Source organism: Paenibacillus cisolokensis (assembly GCF_018403665.1).
Classification (GTDB): Bacteria; Bacillota; Bacilli; order Paenibacillales; family Paenibacillaceae; genus Paenibacillus_AH; species Paenibacillus_AH cisolokensis.
Genome location: NZ_BOVJ01000057.1, coordinates 1 through 18,891, shown reverse-complemented (window position 1 = coordinate 18,891; position 18,891 = coordinate 1). Strand labels below are relative to the sequence as shown.

Annotated in this window: 16 protein-coding genes and 1 riboswitch; all 16 genes read left to right on the top strand. The window is 58.0% G+C overall.

From position 1 onward, the window contains the following. Nucleotides 1-116 precede the first annotated feature (116 nt). Nucleotides 117-1,247, top strand: a complete 1,131-nt coding sequence (locus PACILC2_RS07785) for an L-threonylcarbamoyladenylate synthase (protein WP_213528446.1) — start codon at nt 117-119, stop codon at nt 1,245-1,247. A 205-nt stretch (nt 1,248-1,452) separates the two neighbouring features. Next, entirely contained in the window at nt 1,453-1,968 is a 516-nt protein-coding gene (locus PACILC2_RS07780; RefSeq protein WP_372447078.1) for a manganese efflux pump MntP, read from the top strand. A 93-nt stretch (nt 1,969-2,061) separates the two neighbouring features. Then, nucleotides 2,062-2,814 carry a low molecular weight protein arginine phosphatase gene (locus PACILC2_RS07775; protein ID WP_213528466.1) on the top strand — a complete coding sequence of 251 codons (753 nt, stop codon included), beginning with the start codon at nt 2,062-2,064 and terminating at the stop codon, nt 2,812-2,814. 42 nt (nt 2,815-2,856) lie between these two features. Continuing rightward, nucleotides 2,857-2,938: riboswitch (ZMP/ZTP riboswitch) on the top strand. Nucleotides 2,939-3,067: 129 nt separating this feature from the next. Then, nucleotides 3,068-3,526 carry a ribose 5-phosphate isomerase B gene (rpiB, locus tag PACILC2_RS07770; protein WP_062490149.1) on the top strand — a complete coding sequence of 153 codons (459 nt, stop codon included), beginning with the start codon at nt 3,068-3,070 and terminating at the stop codon, nt 3,524-3,526. Nucleotides 3,527-3,542: 16 nt separating this feature from the next. Next, nucleotides 3,543-4,139, top strand: coding sequence for a TIGR01440 family protein (locus PACILC2_RS07765; RefSeq protein ID WP_213528445.1), 597 nt, complete (start codon nt 3,543-3,545; stop codon nt 4,137-4,139). A 69-nt stretch (nt 4,140-4,208) separates the two neighbouring features. Then, nucleotides 4,209-5,456: a serine hydroxymethyltransferase gene (gene glyA, locus PACILC2_RS07760; RefSeq protein WP_213528444.1), complete on the top strand. Its 1,248-nt coding sequence runs from the start codon at nt 4,209-4,211 to the stop codon at nt 5,454-5,456. Between the two features lie 109 nt (nt 5,457-5,565). Continuing rightward, a complete protein-coding gene (locus PACILC2_RS07755) occupies nt 5,566-5,907 on the top strand; it encodes an MmcQ/YjbR family DNA-binding protein (RefSeq protein ID WP_213528443.1) in 342 nt (113 codons plus the stop codon). A gap of 66 nt (nt 5,908-5,973) precedes the next feature. Further along, a complete protein-coding gene (locus tag PACILC2_RS07750; protein WP_213528442.1) occupies nt 5,974-6,426 on the top strand; it encodes a hypothetical protein in 453 nt (150 codons plus the stop codon). Nucleotides 6,427-6,976: 550 nt separating this feature from the next. Beyond that, on the top strand, nt 6,977-7,900 hold the full coding sequence (locus tag PACILC2_RS07745; protein WP_213528441.1) for an ArsR/SmtB family transcription factor: 924 nt from the start codon (nt 6,977-6,979) through the stop codon (nt 7,898-7,900). Between the two features lie 282 nt (nt 7,901-8,182). Then, on the top strand, nt 8,183-9,589 hold the full coding sequence (locus PACILC2_RS07740; protein ID WP_244863341.1) for an ABC transporter substrate-binding protein: 1,407 nt from the start codon (nt 8,183-8,185) through the stop codon (nt 9,587-9,589). 99 nt (nt 9,590-9,688) lie between these two features. Beyond that, entirely contained in the window at nt 9,689-10,585 is an 897-nt protein-coding gene (locus PACILC2_RS07735) for a carbohydrate ABC transporter permease (protein WP_213528440.1), read from the top strand. Nucleotides 10,586-10,600: 15 nt separating this feature from the next. Next, the gene (locus PACILC2_RS07730; RefSeq protein ID WP_213528439.1) at nt 10,601-11,440 is read left to right on the top strand and encodes a carbohydrate ABC transporter permease; all 840 of its coding nucleotides are present in this window, start codon (nt 10,601-10,603) and stop codon (nt 11,438-11,440) included. 5 nt (nt 11,441-11,445) lie between these two features. Continuing rightward, complete coding sequence (locus tag PACILC2_RS07725; protein WP_244863340.1) at nt 11,446-13,812, top strand: glycoside hydrolase family 43 protein; 2,367 nt, start codon at nt 11,446-11,448, stop codon at nt 13,810-13,812. Nucleotides 13,813-13,844: 32 nt separating this feature from the next. Further along, a complete protein-coding gene (locus PACILC2_RS07720; protein ID WP_213528437.1) occupies nt 13,845-15,608 on the top strand; it encodes a glycoside hydrolase family 2 protein in 1,764 nt (587 codons plus the stop codon). A gap of 72 nt (nt 15,609-15,680) precedes the next feature. Continuing rightward, nucleotides 15,681-17,276 (top strand): sialidase family protein, encoded by a 1,596-nt coding sequence (locus PACILC2_RS07715; protein WP_213528436.1) that lies wholly within the window; start codon nt 15,681-15,683, stop codon nt 17,274-17,276. 10 nt (nt 17,277-17,286) lie between these two features. Next, nucleotides 17,287-18,684, top strand: a complete 1,398-nt coding sequence (locus PACILC2_RS07710; RefSeq protein ID WP_213528435.1) for a glycoside hydrolase family 32 protein — start codon at nt 17,287-17,289, stop codon at nt 18,682-18,684. The last annotated feature ends 207 nt before the right edge of the window (nt 18,685-18,891 follow it).

Below are 18,891 nucleotides of genomic sequence, written 5' to 3'. Positions count from 1 at the left end.
TTGAGGTTTTTTGGCTGCAATATGATATAATAAAGCAGGCATGATGCGACGCCGCCCCGAATCGGGCGGCTCGCTTGACGTTTGGCGAGAAACGACAGACAAGGATTGACGTTGGTATGACTGCAAATACGAAAATATGGCGGGCGCTCGAGCCGGGCGGCCGGGAGCGGGCGATCGCGGAAGCGGCCCGCATGCTGCGGGACGGCGGAATTGTCGCCTTTCCGACGGAAACCGTATACGGGCTTGGCGCTGATGCGGCCGACACGGCGGCGGTGGAGCGGATATTCGCGGCCAAGGGGCGTCCGGCCGACAATCCGCTTATCGTCCATATTGCCGATACCGGGCAACTGGATGCGCTTGTCCTGCCGTACGGCGAATTGGCAAGCCGGCTGATGGAGCGCTTCTGGCCCGGCCCGCTGACGCTGGTGCTGCCCGTCCGTCCCGGTGCGGTTTCGCCGCGCGTAACGGCCGGTCTGGATACGGTGGCGCTGCGCATGCCGCACCACGACCTGGCGCTGCGGCTCATTGCCGAGGCGGGCAGGCCGATTGCCGCTCCGAGCGCCAACAGCTCCGGACGGCCCAGCCCGACGGAGGCGGCGCATGTCATCGACGATTTGAACGGCCGGATCGACGGGATTGTCGACGGCGGTCCGACGGGCGTCGGCGTGGAGTCGACGGTGGTGGAAATCGCCGGACCCGGCTCGGTCCGCATTTTGCGCCCGGGCGGGGTAACCGCGGAGCAGCTGCGGGAGACGGCGGACGAGGTGCTGCTCGATCCGGCGCTCGGTCTTGGCCTCCCGAGTGTCTCGCTGCAGCCGGGCGAGGAGCCGTCCGCGTCATGGCGTGAAAACGAAGCTGCGGAAGCCGCGCATGGCGCGCCGCGCTCCCCCGGCATGAAATACGCCCATTACGCTCCCCGGGGCGTCATGGAGCTCGTGCAGGGGGAACCTTCCGCCGTTCGGGCCTATATTCTTGAGGCGGTCGAAGAAGCGCGGCGGCGAGGCGAACGGACCGGCGTGCTCACGTACGAGGAAAGGGCGGCCGGATACGACGCCGACGCCGTGATCGTCTGCGGCAGTCTGGCGCGGCTGGAGACGGCGGCCCGGCGTCTGTACGGCTCGCTTCGCGAGTTCGACGCGCGTGGCATCGACCGGATATGGGCCGAAGCTTGCCCGCAGACGGGCATCGGACTTGCCCTTCTGAACCGGCTGGCCAAGGCGGCCGCCCACCGGATCGTCCGGGTGTAACCCGGTCCGTATCCGGTATGCACAGCTCTCCTGTGCGTCGGAATCCATTCCGTTGCTTATGGCCGGTTTCCATTCCCATTGCCGAAAGCTTGGTCATCTTTCCTTGCTCGTCCGCATATGTTGGGTAGTGAACGCCAACGGGAATCGGGGGAGATGGACTTTGGACGTCGCCAATTTGCAAAGCGGTCATTTTGTGACGCTGCTCATGATGGCGTTCGCGCTCGGAATGGACGCCTTTTCACTCGGCATTGGCATCGGTCTGAAGGGGATCCGGCTGCGGGATATTCTGAAACTCAGCTCCGTCATCGCGCTGTTTCATGTGTGGATGCCGCTCGCCGGAATTGTGGCCGGCCGCTACATGGGAGTATTGCTCGGCCATGTCGCCACGATGGCGGCAGGAGGGCTGCTGCTGGTGCTTGGCGGACATATGATCTACAGCTCGATGCGCGGCGATCACGCCCGATCGTTCAATCACCGCAGCGTTTGGGGGATGACGCTCTTTGCGTTCGGCGTAAGCGTCGATTCGTTCTCGGTCGGCATTTCACTCGGGCTGTTCGCCGCGGATATGATGATGACCATTTTGCTGTTCGGGGCATTCGGCGGGCTCATGTCCGTTCTCGGCTTGCTGCTCGGCCGACGCGTCAGCGTCAACCTCGGGGATTACGGCGAAGCGTGCGGCGGAGTCATTTTGCTTGCTTTCGGCATACTGTTTTTGGTATAAACGGAGTAACCGCAGTAGAAGCGCAAATCCATCACAAGAACGGCGGCATCGGTCAAGACGTCGCCGGTTTCGAAAAGGAGCTCTGCATTGGCTATGCGTATTCTGTTTGTATGTACCGGTAATACGTGCCGCTCTCCGATGGCCGAAGCGATGCTTCGAAGCATGGCGGAAGGCCGGGGGTTTCCGGTGGAGGTCCGCTCGGCGGGCGTATCGACGGTGAACGGCCTGCCGGTATCCGCTCACGCGTCCAAGGTGCTGGCCGACCGAAAAGTGGCTTACGATGGCCGATCCTCCGCAATCAGCGGAGAAGCCGTCGGCTGGGCCGATCTCATTCTGACGATGACGGTCAGCCATAAGCGGATGCTGCTGGAGCGGTTTCCGGAAGCGGTGAACAAAACCCATACGCTCAAGGAATTCGTCGACCGCGATTCGTCAGTCCTCTCCGATCTGGAGGAGGTGGAGCGGCTTTATTCCGAGCTGCATATGAAAGCCGCGCTCGGCGAGCAACTAGGCGAAGCGGAGCGGACGCGGCTATTGGAGCTGGAGCGGCGCATTCCGAGTTTTGATATTGCCGATCCGTTTGGCGGTTCGCTAGAGGAATATCATAGCTGCGCCAACGAAATTGAGGACGCCTTGCGCCGGTTGCTCGACAAGCTGCAGGAAATGCAGGGGCAGGACGAGGGCGAAGTCGAGGGTGCAAACGAAGGTAAAGATGAAGGCGGCAAAGACGAAGGTAAAGATAAAGGTAATGAAGGTAAAAACGAGAGCGAAGTTGAAGGCAGCGAAGGCAACGATAAGGGCGAAAAGGGCGAATTCGAAGGTAAAGACGGGAACAAAGACGATTGATTTTTTCACAAACTCGGGTATGATTAACTCGATTCGACAAATGGGTTCCGATGTGACTGGCGACGAAGTGGGCGAAACCACGGTGGAGCATCGGAATATACGGCCGGTCGCCTGGGCAAAGAGCAGCATGCAGCGATGCATGTCTTGCTCTTTTTTCGTCTTTTAAGGCGAATTCAGGTATACTAAAGGTAACGTATTTCGACACTTTCCGTTCTTAGCAAAAGAACGGTTTACCTTGAAGGAGGATGTGGATATGAAAATCGCCATTGGCGCGGACCACGCCGGATACCGCCTGAAAGACGTTCTGGTACCGTTTATCGAATCGCTCGGCCACGAGGTGCATGATGTCGGCTGCAATTGCGAGCAGTCGGTCGATTATCCCGATTACGCGCTTCCCGTATGCGACGCTGTCGTTGCCGGAGAAGCCGACCGCGGCATTTTGATATGCGGCACGGGCATCGGCATGACCATTGCCGCCAACAAGGTGCCGGGCATTCGCTGCGCGCTGGTGCACGATCTGTTCTCCGCTCAAGCGACGCGCGAGCACAACGATTCCAACGTGCTGGCTATGGGCGAGCGGGTTATCGGCCCCGGCGTCGCGCAGGAAATTATCCGCATATGGCTGGAAACGCCGTTTTCGGGCGGCGAGCGCCATGTCGGGCGCATCGGCAAAGTGAAGGCGATCGAAGACCGTTATGCGGTTCGCCCCTGATCCGGGAGGCGCGGCCATGAGCGGAATATCGTGGAGCGGCGTGACGGCGGATGTCGAGACGATCGTCCGCGAGTTGGCGGTTGCGGCAAAGCTGCGGCCGGGTCAACTGCTTGTGCTGGGCGTCAGTACGAGCGAACTGATAGGAGCGAGAATCGGCACGGCCGGAACGATGGAGGCGGCGGCTGCGGTCTTCGCCGGGGTGGAAGCGGCGCGGCGCGACTTTGGCTTCTATCCGGTATACCAGTGCTGCGAGCATCTGAACCGGGCGCTCGTGATCGAGCGCGAGGCGGCCGAACGTTACGGCCTGGAGCCGGTTGCCGCTATTCCGGTACGGAAGGCCGGCGGTTCGATGGCCGCCTATGCGTACCGGCATTTGCCCGACGCCGTGCTGGTGGAGACGGTATCGGCGCATGCCGGCATCGACATCGGCGACACGCTGATCGGGATGCATCTGCGCCGCGTTGCGGTGCCGGTGCGGCCGACGGTGCGCGCGATCGGAAGCGCGCATGTGACGATGGCGCTGACGCGCCCGAAGCTGATCGGCGGCGCACGCGCCGTCTATTCGCTCGAAGCGGCGGATGCGGCGGAACGTGCCGGTAAAGCGTGTGAATGACGGGCGCCGCGAGCGGGCGACAAGCAGATTGCTGACCGTTGAGTATTCAATTCGGAGGAGGAGAAGAGAATGGAACATTTGCGCAAGCAAGATCCCGAACTGGTTCGCGCGCTCGGCCTCGAACTGCAGCGCCAGCGTGACAACATCGAGCTGATCGCGTCCGAGAACATCGTGAGCGAAGCCGTTCTGGAAGCGATGGGCACCGTGCTGACGAACAAATATGCGGAAGGCTATCCGGGCAAGCGGTATTATGGCGGTTGCGAGCATGTCGACACCGCCGAGGACATCGCGCGCGAACGGGCCAAAAAGCTGTTCGGCGCCGAGCATGCCAACGTGCAGCCGCACTCGGGCGCTCAGGCCAATATGGCCGTATACCTCGCGACGCTCAAACCGGGCGATACGGTCCTCGGCATGAATCTCGCGCATGGTGGACATTTGACGCATGGAAGTCCGGTTAACGCGTCCGGCCTGCTTTACAATTTTGTCGCGTACGGCGTAAGCGAAGACACGTTTACGATCGATTATGAAGAAGTCCGCAAAGCGGCGTTCAAGCATCGTCCGCGTCTGATCGTCGCAGGGGCGAGCGCGTATCCGCGCATTATCGATTTCGAGAAGCTCGGCCGCATCGCGCAGGACGTCGGCGCGCTGTTCATGGTCGACATGGCGCATATTGCGGGTCTTGTGGCGGCTGGTCTCCATCCGAATCCGGTCCCGCACGCCCACTTTGTCACGACGACGACCCACAAGACGCTTCGCGGTCCGCGCGGAGGCATGATTCTGTGCACCAAGCCATGGGCCGCCGCCATCGACAAGGCGGTTTTCCCCGGCACGCAGGGCGGCCCGCTTATGCATATTATCGCGGCCAAGGCGGTGGCGTTCGGAGAAGCGCTTGAACCTTCCTTCAAGGAATATGCCCAGAATGTGGTGAACAATGCCAAGACGTTGGCAGATGCGCTGCTCGGTCACGGTCTGAACCTCGTTTCCGGCGGCACCGACAACCATCTGATGCTTGTCGATACGCGCAACTTGAACATTACCGGCAAAGACGCCGAGCATGTGCTCGATTCGGTCGGCATTACGGTTAACAAAAACGCTATTCCGTTCGATCCGACGAGCCCGTTTGTGACGAGCGGCATCCGGATCGGCACGCCGGCGGTGACTTCCCGCGGTATGGATGAGACGGCAATGAAGACGATCGCCGATATCATCGCCATGACGCTGAAAAATCCGAAGGACGAAGCGACGCTCGCCAAAGCCAGAGGTTTGGTGCGTGAGCTGACGGCACAATACCCGCTGTATCCGAATTTGACCTATTAAACAGAGACAGGCAGCCTCGGCAACCGTTTCCGCGCGTATGCGCCGGATCGCCGGGGCTGCTTTCCCATGAACGTAACAATTCGCGTGAAGTATGGGGAGGCGGCGCTGATTGATTTCCAGACTGGAAAACTATTGCTTGTCCTTGCCCGGTGCTCGGGCGGAGTTCCCGTTTGGACCGGACCCGAAGGTCATGAAGGTCGGGGGCAAAATGTTCGCGCTTTTATCCGGCGACGGAGATGCCGTCTCGCTGAAATGCGATCCGGCCATCGCCGAGCGTTTGCGGGAGCAGCACGCTGCGGTTAAGCCCGGCTATCATCTGAACAAAAAGCACTGGAACACGATCGCGCTCGACGGCACCTTCACGCTGTCCGAGCTGACAGATATGGTGCGCCACTCGTACGACCTCGTCGTAAGCGGACTGCCCAAGGCCGAACGGGCCAAACTGAAATAAGCGGCGATTTGCTTTAAAAGCGGCGGCGTTGCTCAAAGGATCGACGATTGTTCATAAAAGCGGCGATTGGGGCAAAAGGCGGCGACTCCTCAAAGCGGTGACTGCTCCATAGGTGGCGATCGCTCAAAAGACCGTCAATTGTTCAAAATAGCGGTCATTGCGCAAAAGGCGACAAATCCTCAAAAAAAGCTGCAATTTGCTCAAAAAGACCGGTGGTTCTTCAAAAAGCGGCGATTGCTCGAAGGGCGACTAATCCTCAAAAACACGGCCATCGTTCAACAGACCGGCGATTGCTCCCAAGATCGACAATATTTTTCAAAAAAATGTAAAGAGACCACTCGGTTCGTAATGGCAGACGGAAGCTCCGTTTACGAAAGGGTGGTCTTTTCGGTTTCCGACGTAAGCGGATTTTGGAGTGAATTGTACATTGTACAGTTATGTGGCAGAAAAAAGGCGATACTAAGGCATTTTATTGCAAAACGTACAATGAAACTCGTCGGAATCGCTCAAATCGCTTGAAATGGGGGCATTTGACTGTACGGAGTGCAATGAATGAGCCCGAGAAAGGCGGTATAGAAGTATTTCATTGCACAGAGTACACTTGAATGCCATGGTTGCGTTCGACTGCTTCGTCAAACACGATGCCAGTCGTTTTTCAACATGCCACTGGTCGTTGCGCCGACAACGCCGCGCAGTCGAAAGCGAATAGGGCCCTGCAGGTGCGCAAAAGGCAAAGCAGCCGCGTAGGCGAGGACGAATAGGGCCCTGCAGGCGCACAAGTGGCCGTGTGGCCGAGGAGGCGATAGCGAATAGGGCCCTGCAGGTGCACAAATGGCCAAGCCAGCCGCGAAAAGCGATAGCGAATAAAGCAATGCATGTGCACAAGTGGCCGAGCGGGGCGGCATCTAAGCACGCCGGCCTTTCGCGGGACGGCGATCCTGCGAATAGGATAGATGGAGATCGGATATTGCATGGATGATCTGTTTTATTACAAAAATGATGGACGTAATCAACAAATCATGATTAAATCAAGTTACTGTATTCACGATTATCCGGAGGTGCCGTCTTCATGCTGGAATTATCGATCAATGAACCTGACCGTCTCGTGAAGGTCGCCCATGCCTTAAGCACGCATACGAGAATCGGGATTATCAAGCTGTTGTTGACCAAGCCTAACGTAAACATCATCGAAATCGCCGAAGCGCTGGATATCCCGGTTTCGACGGCCGCGACGAACGTAAAGGTGCTCGAGGAGGCGGAGCTGATCCTGACCGAGCTGCAGCCCGCGACGCGGGGAGCCATGAAGGTGTGCAGCCGCAATTTCGACGACGTCCGCTTTATCCTGAATCCGATTGCCTACTACCAGAACCGTGACAAGACGTTCGAAATCGAAATGCCGATCGGCCACTTCATTCAATTCGACATCCAACCGACGTGCGGCATCGCCAATTCGACGCAGATGGTCATTCCCGAGGACGAACCTGAAAGCTTCTATCACCCGGACTGCCGGACGGCGGAAATCATTTGGTTCCGCAAAGGCTGGATCGAATACCGCTTTCCCAAAAAGCTGCCGCAAGACGCAAAGGTGAAATCGCTTGAGTTTTCGATGGAGCTATGCTCGGAAGCGCCGAATTACAACAACGACTGGCCATCGGAAATTACGGTTTGGGTCAACGATGTCGAGGTCGGCTCATGGATCTCCCCCGGCGATTTCGGCGACCATCGCGGCAAGCTGAACCCCGATTGGTGGGCCGATTCAAGCACGCAGCACGGCCTGCTCAAAACATGGTCGATCAATCACGACCGAAGCGCCGTCGACAACGAAAAGTGCTCGTCTGTGACGCTGGCCGATCTTCGTCTGGAGGATAAGCCTTACATCACGCTGAGAATCGGGCTGAAGCCGGACGCGAAGCATCAAGGCGGAATCAATCTGTTCGGCAAAAACTTCGGAGATTATCCGCAGGGCATCATCATGAGAATACGGTACGAGTAAGGAAATGTTACAGTTTTCATGTAATAAAAACAGAATATCCGTAAATTTTGTTGAATCATTCAATAAAAATGAAAGAAAACGTTGACATTCAAACGATAAGAATTTATATTTTGATCATAAACAGAATATTTGTAACAAAACAACGATTTTGCATCATATGGAACGTTTGTCCGGCGCAGAATGTCCTTCGGCAAGCTGGAGATGTAAGCGTTGTATTGTTCAGTATTCGTTTGGAGTTACAGGGTTTGCTTATTCCAAATTTGGGGGGAAAGCGATGAAAGGTTGGAAGAACAAGTGGGCCGTCGGCATGATCGCGTTGTTTTTTCATTTTCATTCGTGCTTTCGGGATGCGGATCGAACAATGATAACGGAACGGGCGAGTCAAACGCCCCGCCGACGGTATCGACAAAAGAGCCTGAGTCATCCGAATCACCGTCTGCGGAAGCGACGGGCGGCTTCGATCCGGAAGCGAAAGCCGAAATCGAGTTCATGGGCTGGGGCGGCGACAGCGAAAAAGCCGTATTCCAAAAGCTGATCGACTCGTACATGCAGAAGTACCCGAACAAAAAGGTCAAATATACGGTTGTGCCTCCGGGCGAGTACTACCAGAAGCTCGACACGCTGATCGCGGCCAAGAAGACGCCGGACGTTTTCTATGCAGGCGGCGCTCAATTCAACAAATTCGTGAGCAGCGGCATTCTGATGAACTTGCAGCCGATGCTCGACAGCGGCGATATCGTCGATCCGGGCAACGTCTGGCAGGCGGCGCTGGACCGGTACCGTTTTGACGGCAAGCTGGTCGGCAGCGGAGACTTGTACGGCTTGCCGAAGGATGTCGGGCCGTGGGCGATGGCGTACAACAAGGATTTGTTCGATCAGGCGGGCTTGTCCTATCCGAGCGCCAAAGCCGGCGAATATACGTGGGACGACATGCTCGCCGACGCCAAAAAGCTGACGGTCGTGAACGACCGCGGCAAAATCGACACGTTCGGCGTCGCGGGCTACAGCCTCGAATCCGCGGTATGGGCCAACGGCGGCGACTGGATCGACTACTCCACAGGCACGATCACGATCGACACGCCGGAGTTCGCGCAAGCGCTTCAATTCGTCGCGGACCTCAGCCTCGTCCACAAAGTAAGCCCTTCGCCGGACGACGAAAAAGCGCAAAACGGTTATTCGAGATTCGTGGCGGGCAAAGTCGCGATGTTCCCGATGGGACCCTGGGACCAGCCTGCCTTCTGGGATCTTCCGTTCAATTGGGACATCGCGGCATGGCCGGCGAGCCCGAACACGGGGAAAACGGCGACTTGGCTCGGCTCTCTCGGCTTCGTCGTCTCCAAGGACACGAAATATCCGGACGACGCGTTCTCCCTCGCGGCGTACCTCAGCTTGGACCGCGATTCGCAAAAGCAAAACTACGAGCTCGGCCAAGCGGTGCCGAACTTGATCGACATTGCGAAAGGCGAGTTTCTCCAAATGGAAAAAGCGCCGCAGAACCGGCAAGTATTTCTCGATATTATCGAAGACTACGGCCGTCCGCCGATCGAAGTCGGCTCCAAAAACACGAAATGGCTCGATACATTCTGGCAAGATGTCAGCCAAGTGTGGACGGGTAAAAAGTCTGCCGCGGATTTCTTGAAAGAAGAACAGCCGAAACTTCAAAAGTTGTACGACGAAGGCAACAAGTAATCGCTTAGGAAACGCCCCGCGGGCGGGAAGGCGAAAGGCGGCGGGCAACCGCGATTCGTCTTTTGCCTTTTCGCCGCTTGCGGCCGGGAGGAATTGCGGATGAAACGGAATAAAACGACGGGATACCGTCGCAAGGAGATCGCGTGGTCGCTGTTGTTCGTCACGCCTCCGGTCCTCGGCTTTTTGATTTTCGGGCTTGCGCCTCTTCTGACGTCGCTCGGGCTGAGCTTTACGTCTTGGGATATGCTGACGCCGGCAACATTCGTCGGTACGGAAAACTTCAAAAAGATGCTTCAGGACGAAAAATTTTACAAGTCGATCTACAATACGTTCTATCTGCTCATCGGCATCCCGATCGGCATGGTCATTTCGCTGCTGCTCGCCATTATGATGAACCGTCCGCTCAAGGGCATCTCCGTGTTCCGGACGATTTACTATATTCCGGTCATCAGTCCGATCATCGCGGTATCGCTGCTTTGGCAGTGGATGCTGAATTACGATTACGGCTTGATTAACGAATTCATTTGGACCATTTTCGGCGTGCAGGGACCGAACTGGCTCGGCGACCCGAACTGGGTGAAGCCTTCCTTTGTTATGATGGGGCTTTGGAGCGGGATCGGGGGGACGATGGTGCTCTATTTGGCGGGTTTGCAGGGCATCTCGTCGGTTTACTACGAGGCCGCGCAGGTCGACGGCGCCAACCGATGGCACCAGTTCAGGCATATCGTGCTTCCGCTGCTGACGCCGATTCACTTCTTCGTAATCGTCATGGGCGTCATCGGCACGTTCCAATCGTTCAGCCAAATGTACATAATGGCCACGGACGGCGGACCCGAGTACAGCGGAGCGACGATCGTGTTCTACATTTTCCAGGAAGCGTTCAAATATTTCAGCATGGGATATGCCAGCGCCGTGGCGTGGGTGCTTGGAGTTATTATTTTTATCATCACGCTGATCCAATTCCGCTTCTCCAGGCGGTGGGTCTACCAGGACTAGAGAGGAGCCGCAGGGATGGCAAGAGAAAGGACGATCATGAACGTATTGAATTACGCGCTGCTGATCGCCGGCTCGTTCGTCATGCTCGGGCCGCTGGCTTGGACGGTATCCACCTCGCTCAAGCTGCAGCAGCACGTATTCGATATTCCGCCGAAGTGGATCCCCGATCCGCTGACTTGGGCGAACTATATCGACGTTTGGACGAAAGCGCCGTTGTTGCACGGCTTCATGAACAGCGGCATTATCGTCGTCACGGTGCTGTCGGTCGGCCTGTTCGTCTCCGCGATGGCCGCCTACGCCTTTTCCAAATTCGAATTCCCGTTTAAAAATGCGATCTTCATGTCGCTGCTCGGCACGATGATGATCCCGTACTCCGTCGTCATGATCCCGCAGTACATCGGCTTCTCCGAGCTCGGCTGGGTCGACACGCTGCTGCCTCTGATCGTTCCCGGATTGTTCGGAAACATCGTCACCATTTTCTTTTTCCGCCAATTCATGCAGGGCTCCATTCCAAGCGATCTGATCGACGCGGCGAAAATCGACGGAGCGGGCTACTTCCGCACCTTCGTCACGGTGGCGCTTCCGATCGCGAAGCCTGCAATCGCGGCGCAGGCGGCGCTCGGCTTCATGGGCATCTGGAACGATTTCCTCGGGCCGCTCATCTACCTGCACACGCCGGAAAAGCAAACGATCCAGGTGCTGATCGCGAGCATGCAATCCAACTACATTTCGACTTCCAATTACCCGTCGATGATGGCGGCATCTTTGATTGCGCTGCTTCCGGTTCTTATCGTCTTTTTCTTCGCCCAACGGTACTTCATCGAATCGATGGCCATCAGCGGCATTAAAGGATGAACCGAATGAACAGGCGCACAAGCATCGGGATCTTGCTCTCGGCCGGCGCGCTCGCGGTCATCATCACCGCAGCCGCCGCCCTGTGGGGGCCCGCGAAGAAAGAAGGAGCGGACAATATGACGATCGCCATCGGACAGACGATGCAAAATCCGCTCGTCTTGGAGCAGGAATGGGAGGATTACGGCATCGGAGATCCGTTCGTGCTTCGGCACGACGGCAAGTATTATTTGTATTGCAGCACGAAGGACTGGCGCGTCGGCGTCAAAGCCTGGAGCTCGGACGATCTCGTCACCTGGCGCTACGAGGGCCTGGTGACGGAAGAGCCGCTGACCGAAGGAGCTTACGCGCCCGAGGTCGTCTATTGGAACGGCTCGTTCTACATGTACACGTCTCCCGCGGGCAAAGGGCATTACGTCCTGCAAAGCGACAAGCCGACGGGGCCGTTCGTCGTCAAGACGGAAAACCTGGGCTTGACGATCGATGGCTCGGTGTTCATCGACGACGACGGGAAGTGGCTGTTCACCCACGCGGAATCGGGCGGCATTATGGCTGCCCCGATGACCGATCCGTTCACGATCGAACCGGGGAAGAAGCTGAACACGTCGCTCGGCCATTGGACAGAAGGCTCGATGATCGTCAAGCGGAACGGACGTTACTTCATCACGTATACGGGCAATCACGTCTTCAGCAGAGGCTACCGCGTGAACTATGGGGTGAGCCGCGAAGCGCCGGACGGCGTGTACGCGATTCCGGAGAACAATCCGCTGCTGATCTCGACCGCCGACGGCTTTAGCGGACTCGGCCACAGCTCGACGGTCATGGGACCGGATATGGACTCTTATTACTTGATCTATCACGACTTGGTCGGAAGGTCGGCGGAAGGCCCTCCCGTTCGCCGGCTGAACATCGACCGGCTGGCGTTCAACGGCGACAAGCTGAGCGTGCTCGGACCGACGCACGGAACGCCCGTGCAAGCGCCCGCGCCGCCGGCTTTCGCCGACATTCCCGAATACGCGCCGCCTGCGGACAAGTGGGAGCAAGTCGGCGACGGCCGGGGCTGGCTGTCCCGATCTGCTGCGGAAGAACGCCATACGGCGGAATTTAATTTTGTGCTCCGCGAGGAAGCGGGCGACGGCGCGCGGGAAGAGGCTACGCTCGATATGATATTCGCCTACGAGAACGAAGGCGACTATCGCGCGGCGCGGCTGGACGAAGCGAGTATGACGCTGTCGTTGGTCGAAGTCGAAGACGGCATCGAGAAGATCGAGGCGAGCGGACCGCTGCCGGACGGCATGGATTTGACGAAGCTGCATACGGTTCGGGCCGAATCGGACGGCGATTCCGTCAAGCTGTATTGGGACGGATTGCTGCGAATCGAGCGGAAGGGACTTCAGGCGCGCGGCGGAAAAATCGGTTACGCGTGGAACGAAGGGGCGAATCCGCGGCTGCGCTATACGGCTTTCTCGAACGAAGCGGGGGGCAGCAGCGACCGCAAGGCAATCAAGCCCGTCCCCGGCTCGATGGAAGCCGTGCACGGGACGCCGATCGGCAGACCGGAAGAACGTTCCGGCATAACGCCGGACGGCAGCGATGCGCTCGTGCTTGCGCGCAAAGGGGACGGAGTCTCGTTCCCGGTTCACGTCGCGCGTTCCGGCGATTACTTGCTGTCGGCTTCCGTCTCGAACGCTTCCGCGGGCTCTCTGCTTGCGATCGAAGCGGGAGGGAAGACGATAAAGCGCAAGCTGGAGCCTTCCTTATTCGCGGACGACGGGGAGTGGACCAAAGTATCCCTCGGCTTGTTCGAGTTGGAGACGGGAACCCGGCGGATTACCGTGCGGCTCGCCGGCGGCAGCGGGGAAGTAGCTCTTCGTTACGTCGAAGCGGCCGAAGCGGCCGCCGTGCCGGACAACGCGATCGTCGAACCGTCGGAAATCGGCACCGACAAGCGGTTCGGCGGCGATGCCGGCTGGACGGATTATGACGTCTCGTTCGACTTGACTCTGAACGAAGAGACGATCGACGAGACGAGCGTGCTGCTGCGCACGACGAACGAGTCGGAATTTCCGGACCAGGTGGCGGATTCGTTCATGGGCTATCAATTGACGTTCCGCAACGGCAGGGTCGTTCTGTACCGGGTGAGCTACGAAAACGTGGAAGAAGTCGAGTCGGGCTTGCTTGCGATCGCCCCTGGCGAGACGAAGCGCGTCGTTGCGAAGCTTCGCGGCGCGGCGCTGTCGGTGTTCGCGGACGGCGGCGAGGAGCCGATCCTCACGTGGACGGATCCGAACGCCTTTCTTCACGGCCGTGTCGGAAAGCGCGGCTTATCGGAAGCTTGGACGGTTTCGCCGTTAACGATTGCGTCTTTTAAATAGAAAGTGAAGACAAGAGGAGCGGGAGAAAAAAGATGACAACAAAGATGTATATCCCCGGCTACCCGAGGCCCCAATTCGTGCGGGAGCGGTGGGTTGACTTGAACGGGGAATGGCGCTTCGGCTTCGACGATAATGATCGGGGGGAGGCGGATGGGTGGCCGTACAATTTCGGCGGCGACCGGAAGATCGTCGTACCGTTCACCTACGAGACGAAGGCGAGCGGCATCGGGGAGGAAGCCCATCATCGAAGCGTCTGGTACAATCGTTCGTTCGTCGTGCCGGCCGCCGAGGAAGGCAAACGCGTTCTGCTCCATTTCCAGGCGGTAGACTATACCGCGAAGGTGTGGATCAATGGCAGTTATGTCGGACGCCACGACGGAGGCTATACGGCGTTCTCGTTCGACATTACGCCGTACGTGACGTTCGGCGGCACCAACGAGCTGACGGTGAAGGCCGAGGACAGCACGGATGCGACGCAGCCGCGCGGGAAGCAAAGATGGGTGCCGGACAACTTCGAATGTTTTTACGTGCAGACGACCGGCATTTGGCAATCGGTATGGCTGGAATTCGTCTCGCCGGTCCACATCGATTCCGTGAAAATTACGCCGGACGTCGACGCTCAATCCGTCCGTTTCGAATATCAGGTCAATGGAGGCGAGCATGCAGGCGGAAGATATCGGCTCGAGACGCTCATTACGCTGAAGGGCCGCCAGGTCAAGCAAGCGAGCCTCGCGATCGACCGGCAGTGGCTTCAACTCGACGTCGATCTCGTACACGAGATGAACGGCCCCTGGAAGCATTGTCTCTGGTCGCCGGCCCACCCGAATTTATACGATGTGGAGTTCGTTCTTTATCACGGCGACGAAGAGGTCGACCGCGTGTACTCTTACTTCGGGATGCGGAAAATTTCGATCGAAAAAGGCAAAGTGCTGCTGAACAACGTGCCGATCTACCAGCGGCTCGTACTCGACCAAGGCTACTGGCCGGACAGCCATCTGACGCCTCCGTCGGACGCGGCCATCATCGAAGACATCGACAAGCTGCTGGAGATGGGCTATAACGGGGTCCGCAAGCATATGAAGGTAGAGGACGCGCGCTTCCTGTACTGGTGCGACGTCAAAGGGGTGCTCGTCTGGTCGGAGATGGCCGCGACGTTCGAGTTCAACGACAACGCGATCCAGAAGTTCACGTCGGAGTGGATGGAAGTCGTCCGGCAGCAGTACAACCATCCATGCATCATCACATGGGTCCCGTTCAACGAGTCGTGGGGCGTCATGAACATCCTGTACGACCGTAGGCAGCAGAAGCTGACGGAAGCGGTGTACCATTTGACCAAGGCATTCGATCCGAACCGTCCGGTCATCGCGAACGACGGGTGGGAGCATACCGTTTCCGACATTTTGACCTTGCATGATTATGTCGAGACGAAGGAAGAGTTCCTTCGAAACTACGCGAACAAAGACGAAATCGTAAATAACGAAAAAGCGTTCAACAGATGGAAGTACGCTTTCGCAAAAGGTTATTCGTACGCCGGGCAGCCGATCATCGTCAGCGAATTCGGCGGCATCGCCTTCCGGTCGGACAAAGGCTGGGGTTATGGCAACCAGGTCGCTTCGGAAGAGGAGTATCTCGCGCGTTTTCGCGGCATCCACGAGGCGATCAAGGAAACGGACTATATTGTAGGCTACTGTTATACCCAATTGACCGACGTGCAGCAAGAGGTGAACGGGCTGCTGACGGAAGACCGAAAACCGAAGGTGCCGCCGGAGAAAATCCGGGACATCAATTTGGGGTAAAGCCGTTCGGAAAACCGGAAGCCGGTCTCCCGGAAGGTCGGCTTCCATATAAGCAGGGGAGAGGGGAAAAGGATGGGGAAAAGCGTTCAATCCGTCACGCGCATTCTGTTGCTTGTCGCCTTGATCGCGGGAATGCTTCCCGCGGGTTTCGCTGCCGCTTCGACCACGGGTATGGCTTGGCCGACCGATTCGATCACGGCTTACGCGCCTTCTTCCGGGGGCGTGTGGTACCCGAGGCTTCTGAAGCTGAACAACGGCGATTGGTTGTTGTCGTTCGACTCGAACGAGGGCGGCGGACGTGTCAAGGTGAAGGTCATCCGCAGCACGGACGGCGGACAAACCTGGAGCTCGCCGGTCGACGCGGCTTCGAATCCGTCCGGCGACTGCGCCAACGGTCAAATGATCCAGCTGGCGAACGGGCATATTTGGCTCGCGTACCGCGATGTCGTAAAGTCCGGCGGCACGTATTATACTTATCTTAAAGTGCGCGTCAGCACGGACGGCGGAAGCACGTGGAGCGACCTGGCGAACGGGCAAATCGCGGCCGAAACGGCGAACTCGTTTCAGGGGGTATGGGAGCCCCATCTGGGCATGATCGGGAACACGATCACCGTCATGTACGCCAACGACAGCCCGAACGTCGCCGGTTCGAGCGGCAAACAAAATTTGTACATGAAAACGTGGAACGGCTCCGGATGGAGCTCCGCTTCTTTGGTCAGCGACGGCGTCTCGGCCGGGTCGCGTGACGGCATGCCGGTGTGGACCCGCATGAGCGACGGACGTTACATTCTCGTTTTTGAAGCGTCCGACCAAAGCGGATACCCGTTCGTCATTCGCTACAAGATTTCGAACGACGGCTACAACTGGTCGGGCCCGAGGCAAACCCTGTATATTCCGACGCGGCCGGGCAAAAAAGCCGGTGCGCCATTCGTCGTCCAATTGGGCGACGGAAGGCTGATGGCTTCGTTCCAGACGGACGAGGACAGCCCGAATACCGGCGACGCCTATTCTTCGATGCGAACGATGATCAGCGCGGATAACGGCGCGACCTGGGGCTACAAATTCAACCCCTATCCGGTATCCGATACGACGAGCGCCAACTGGAACGCGCTTATGGCGATCGATTCGACCCAGGTGGTGGCCGCGACGAGCGCGGATTTTCCGTCCAGCCGCATCGTCCTTCGTTTCGGCAACGCCGTTACGCCATTCCATGTGAATCTCGCGAATAACTGGGGGTTCGAAACGGCGAGCGTCAACGGCTGGACGACGTACGGGGACGATTATCCGAATCGGATTCTCATTCACGGATTGAATGACGGCATCGCGAGGGCGCCCGGCGGCGGCGATTATTTCGTGGGCCTTTCGGGAACGAGCGGCCCCGCAACCGCCTACGTCGGACAGACGATTACCGGACTGGACAACGGCGTATATATGATGAGAGCCTATTTGCGCAGCAGCGGCGGTCAGAACGCCGCGTATATGGAGGTCAAGGACTACGGCGGAAGCGCGCAAACCGTCAATTTTCCCGTGACGACGACATGGACGCAAATCTCCATTACGGGAATCAACGTGACGAACGGGCAAGCGACAATTGGTTTTTATGCCTCGATGAGCCATCCGAGTCAATGGGCGGACATCGACAACGTCGAATGGATCAGAACAAACTAGGAGTGATCAGATGGATCGCTACAGACCGAGGTATCACTTTACGCCGCCGCGCAACTGGATGAACGATCCGAACGGCCCCTTTCAATCAGGCGGCGAATATCATTTGTTCTACCAGCATAATCCTTCGGCTACGGAATGGGGCGATATTCACTGGGGACACGCCAAAAGCCGCGATCTGGTGAACTGGACGCATCTGCCGGTCGCGCTTGCCCCTTCCCGCGAGCTCGGGGAGCGCCATTGCTACTCGGGTTGCTCGGTCGTAAACGGCGGCGAGGTGACGTTGTTTTATACGAGCATCGGCGAAGGAGAACGGAACGCGACGAGCGGAGCCCAGCAGTGGATGGCCAAAGGGAACGATCTGCGCACCTGGCGCAAGCCGGACATCAATCCCGTGTTGACCGCCGAGCTGCACGGGGAGCTGCAGATAACGGAATGGAGAGACCCTTACGTCTGGAAAGAGCAAGACGGATGGCGCATGCTGCTCGGAGGGAGAGTCGACGGCAAAGGCTGCGGCATGATTTATCGATCCGACGATTTGGAACAGTGGAGTTTCAAAGGGATTTTCCATCGCGGCGACGAATGGATCTGGGAGTGTCCGCACCTGTTCCGCTTCGGCGATAAAGCCGTTCTGTTCTACTCCCCGAGCGGGCCGGTTCGCTATGTCTCCGGCACGATCGAGGGGGACAGATTGACGGACGTTCTGCGGCACGGCACCGTTGACTACAGCGGCTGGGAAGGCTTCTACGCCTCGACCGGCTTCGTCGACGAGAAGGGGCGGCACGTGCTGCTCGGATGGGTGCCCGAAGGAAGAGGCAAGGACTTCCCGGCAAGCCTGGACTGGTCGGGGGCGCTGGCGCTGCCGCGTCTTGTCGATCTGAAGCCAAGCGGCGCGCTCGCGATGTCGCCGGTTCCCGAGCTGGAGACGCTGCGGGGCGAGGAGCGAAGCTTTGCGGATGTGCGCGTCGGGCCAGTTCCGATGAATACGGGGGTTCGTTCGACGTCCTTCGAATGCTCGCTGGAAATCGACAGACGGACCTTGAAGACCGGCGAGCTGACCGTTTCCGTTTTCGCTTCGCCGTGCGGCCGGGAACGTACCGATGTGCGCCTGGATTTGGCGACGAATTCGATCGTCATCGATCGTTCGAATTCGAGCTTGTTCCCGAACGTCCATAAATCTCCGATCAAGGGGGACTTGCCGCCTGCGGGCGGCGCCGGGCTGCTGAGACTGCGGATTTTCGCGGACCGGTCGATCATCGAAGTGTTTGCGGATGACGAAACTTGCCTCACGGCGAGGGTGTATCCTTCCTTGGAAGACAGCAACGGCATTGAGCTGCGTTCGAGCGGCGAAGCGGTCGTCTCCAGTATGAAAATATGGGAGATGAAGGCGGCGGAAATCCGTACCGAGTAGGGACGCTTTCTTCTGTCAACGGATTCGAAAATGGGACTGTCTCACATATTCATGGCTCATTTATCAGCTTGGTGTGCGAGGGGTATTCGAAAAGTTTTCCCGGTTCAAAACCAATACTGCAAAAGTGCAGTTTTTCCTGCTATTGACAGCCCAAATGTTCAAATTCCTGCGATAATACAGTATTTTAGGCCTCCAAACGGCGTGTAA

Bases quoted from the DNA above. Each gene is read 5' to 3' on its own strand.
- PACILC2_RS07715 (WP_213528436.1), top strand. From the start codon at position 15,681: ATGGGGAAAAGCGTTCAATCCGTCACGCGCATTCTGTTGCTTGTCGCC.
- PACILC2_RS07710 (WP_213528435.1), top strand. From the start codon at position 17,287: ATGGATCGCTACAGACCGAGGTATCACTTTACGCCGCCGCGCAACTGG.
- PACILC2_RS07775 (WP_213528466.1), top strand. From the start codon at position 2,062: ATGCGTATTCTGTTTGTATGTACCGGTAATACGTGCCGCTCTCCGATG.
- PACILC2_RS07735 (WP_213528440.1), top strand. From the start codon at position 9,689: ATGAAACGGAATAAAACGACGGGATACCGTCGCAAGGAGATCGCGTGG.
- PACILC2_RS07720 (WP_213528437.1), top strand. From the start codon at position 13,845: ATGACAACAAAGATGTATATCCCCGGCTACCCGAGGCCCCAATTCGTG.
- PACILC2_RS07725 (WP_244863340.1), top strand. From the start codon at position 11,446: ATGAACAGGCGCACAAGCATCGGGATCTTGCTCTCGGCCGGCGCGCTC.
- glyA (WP_213528444.1), top strand. From the start codon at position 4,209: ATGGAACATTTGCGCAAGCAAGATCCCGAACTGGTTCGCGCGCTCGGC.
- PACILC2_RS07730 (WP_213528439.1), top strand. From the start codon at position 10,601: ATGGCAAGAGAAAGGACGATCATGAACGTATTGAATTACGCGCTGCTG.
- PACILC2_RS07745 (WP_213528441.1), top strand. From the start codon at position 6,977: ATGCTGGAATTATCGATCAATGAACCTGACCGTCTCGTGAAGGTCGCC.
- rpiB (WP_062490149.1), top strand. From the start codon at position 3,068: ATGAAAATCGCCATTGGCGCGGACCACGCCGGATACCGCCTGAAAGAC.
- PACILC2_RS07780 (WP_372447078.1), top strand. From the start codon at position 1,453: ATGATGGCGTTCGCGCTCGGAATGGACGCCTTTTCACTCGGCATTGGC.
- PACILC2_RS07785 (WP_213528446.1), top strand. From the start codon at position 117: ATGACTGCAAATACGAAAATATGGCGGGCGCTCGAGCCGGGCGGCCGG.
- PACILC2_RS07765 (WP_213528445.1), top strand. From the start codon at position 3,543: ATGAGCGGAATATCGTGGAGCGGCGTGACGGCGGATGTCGAGACGATC.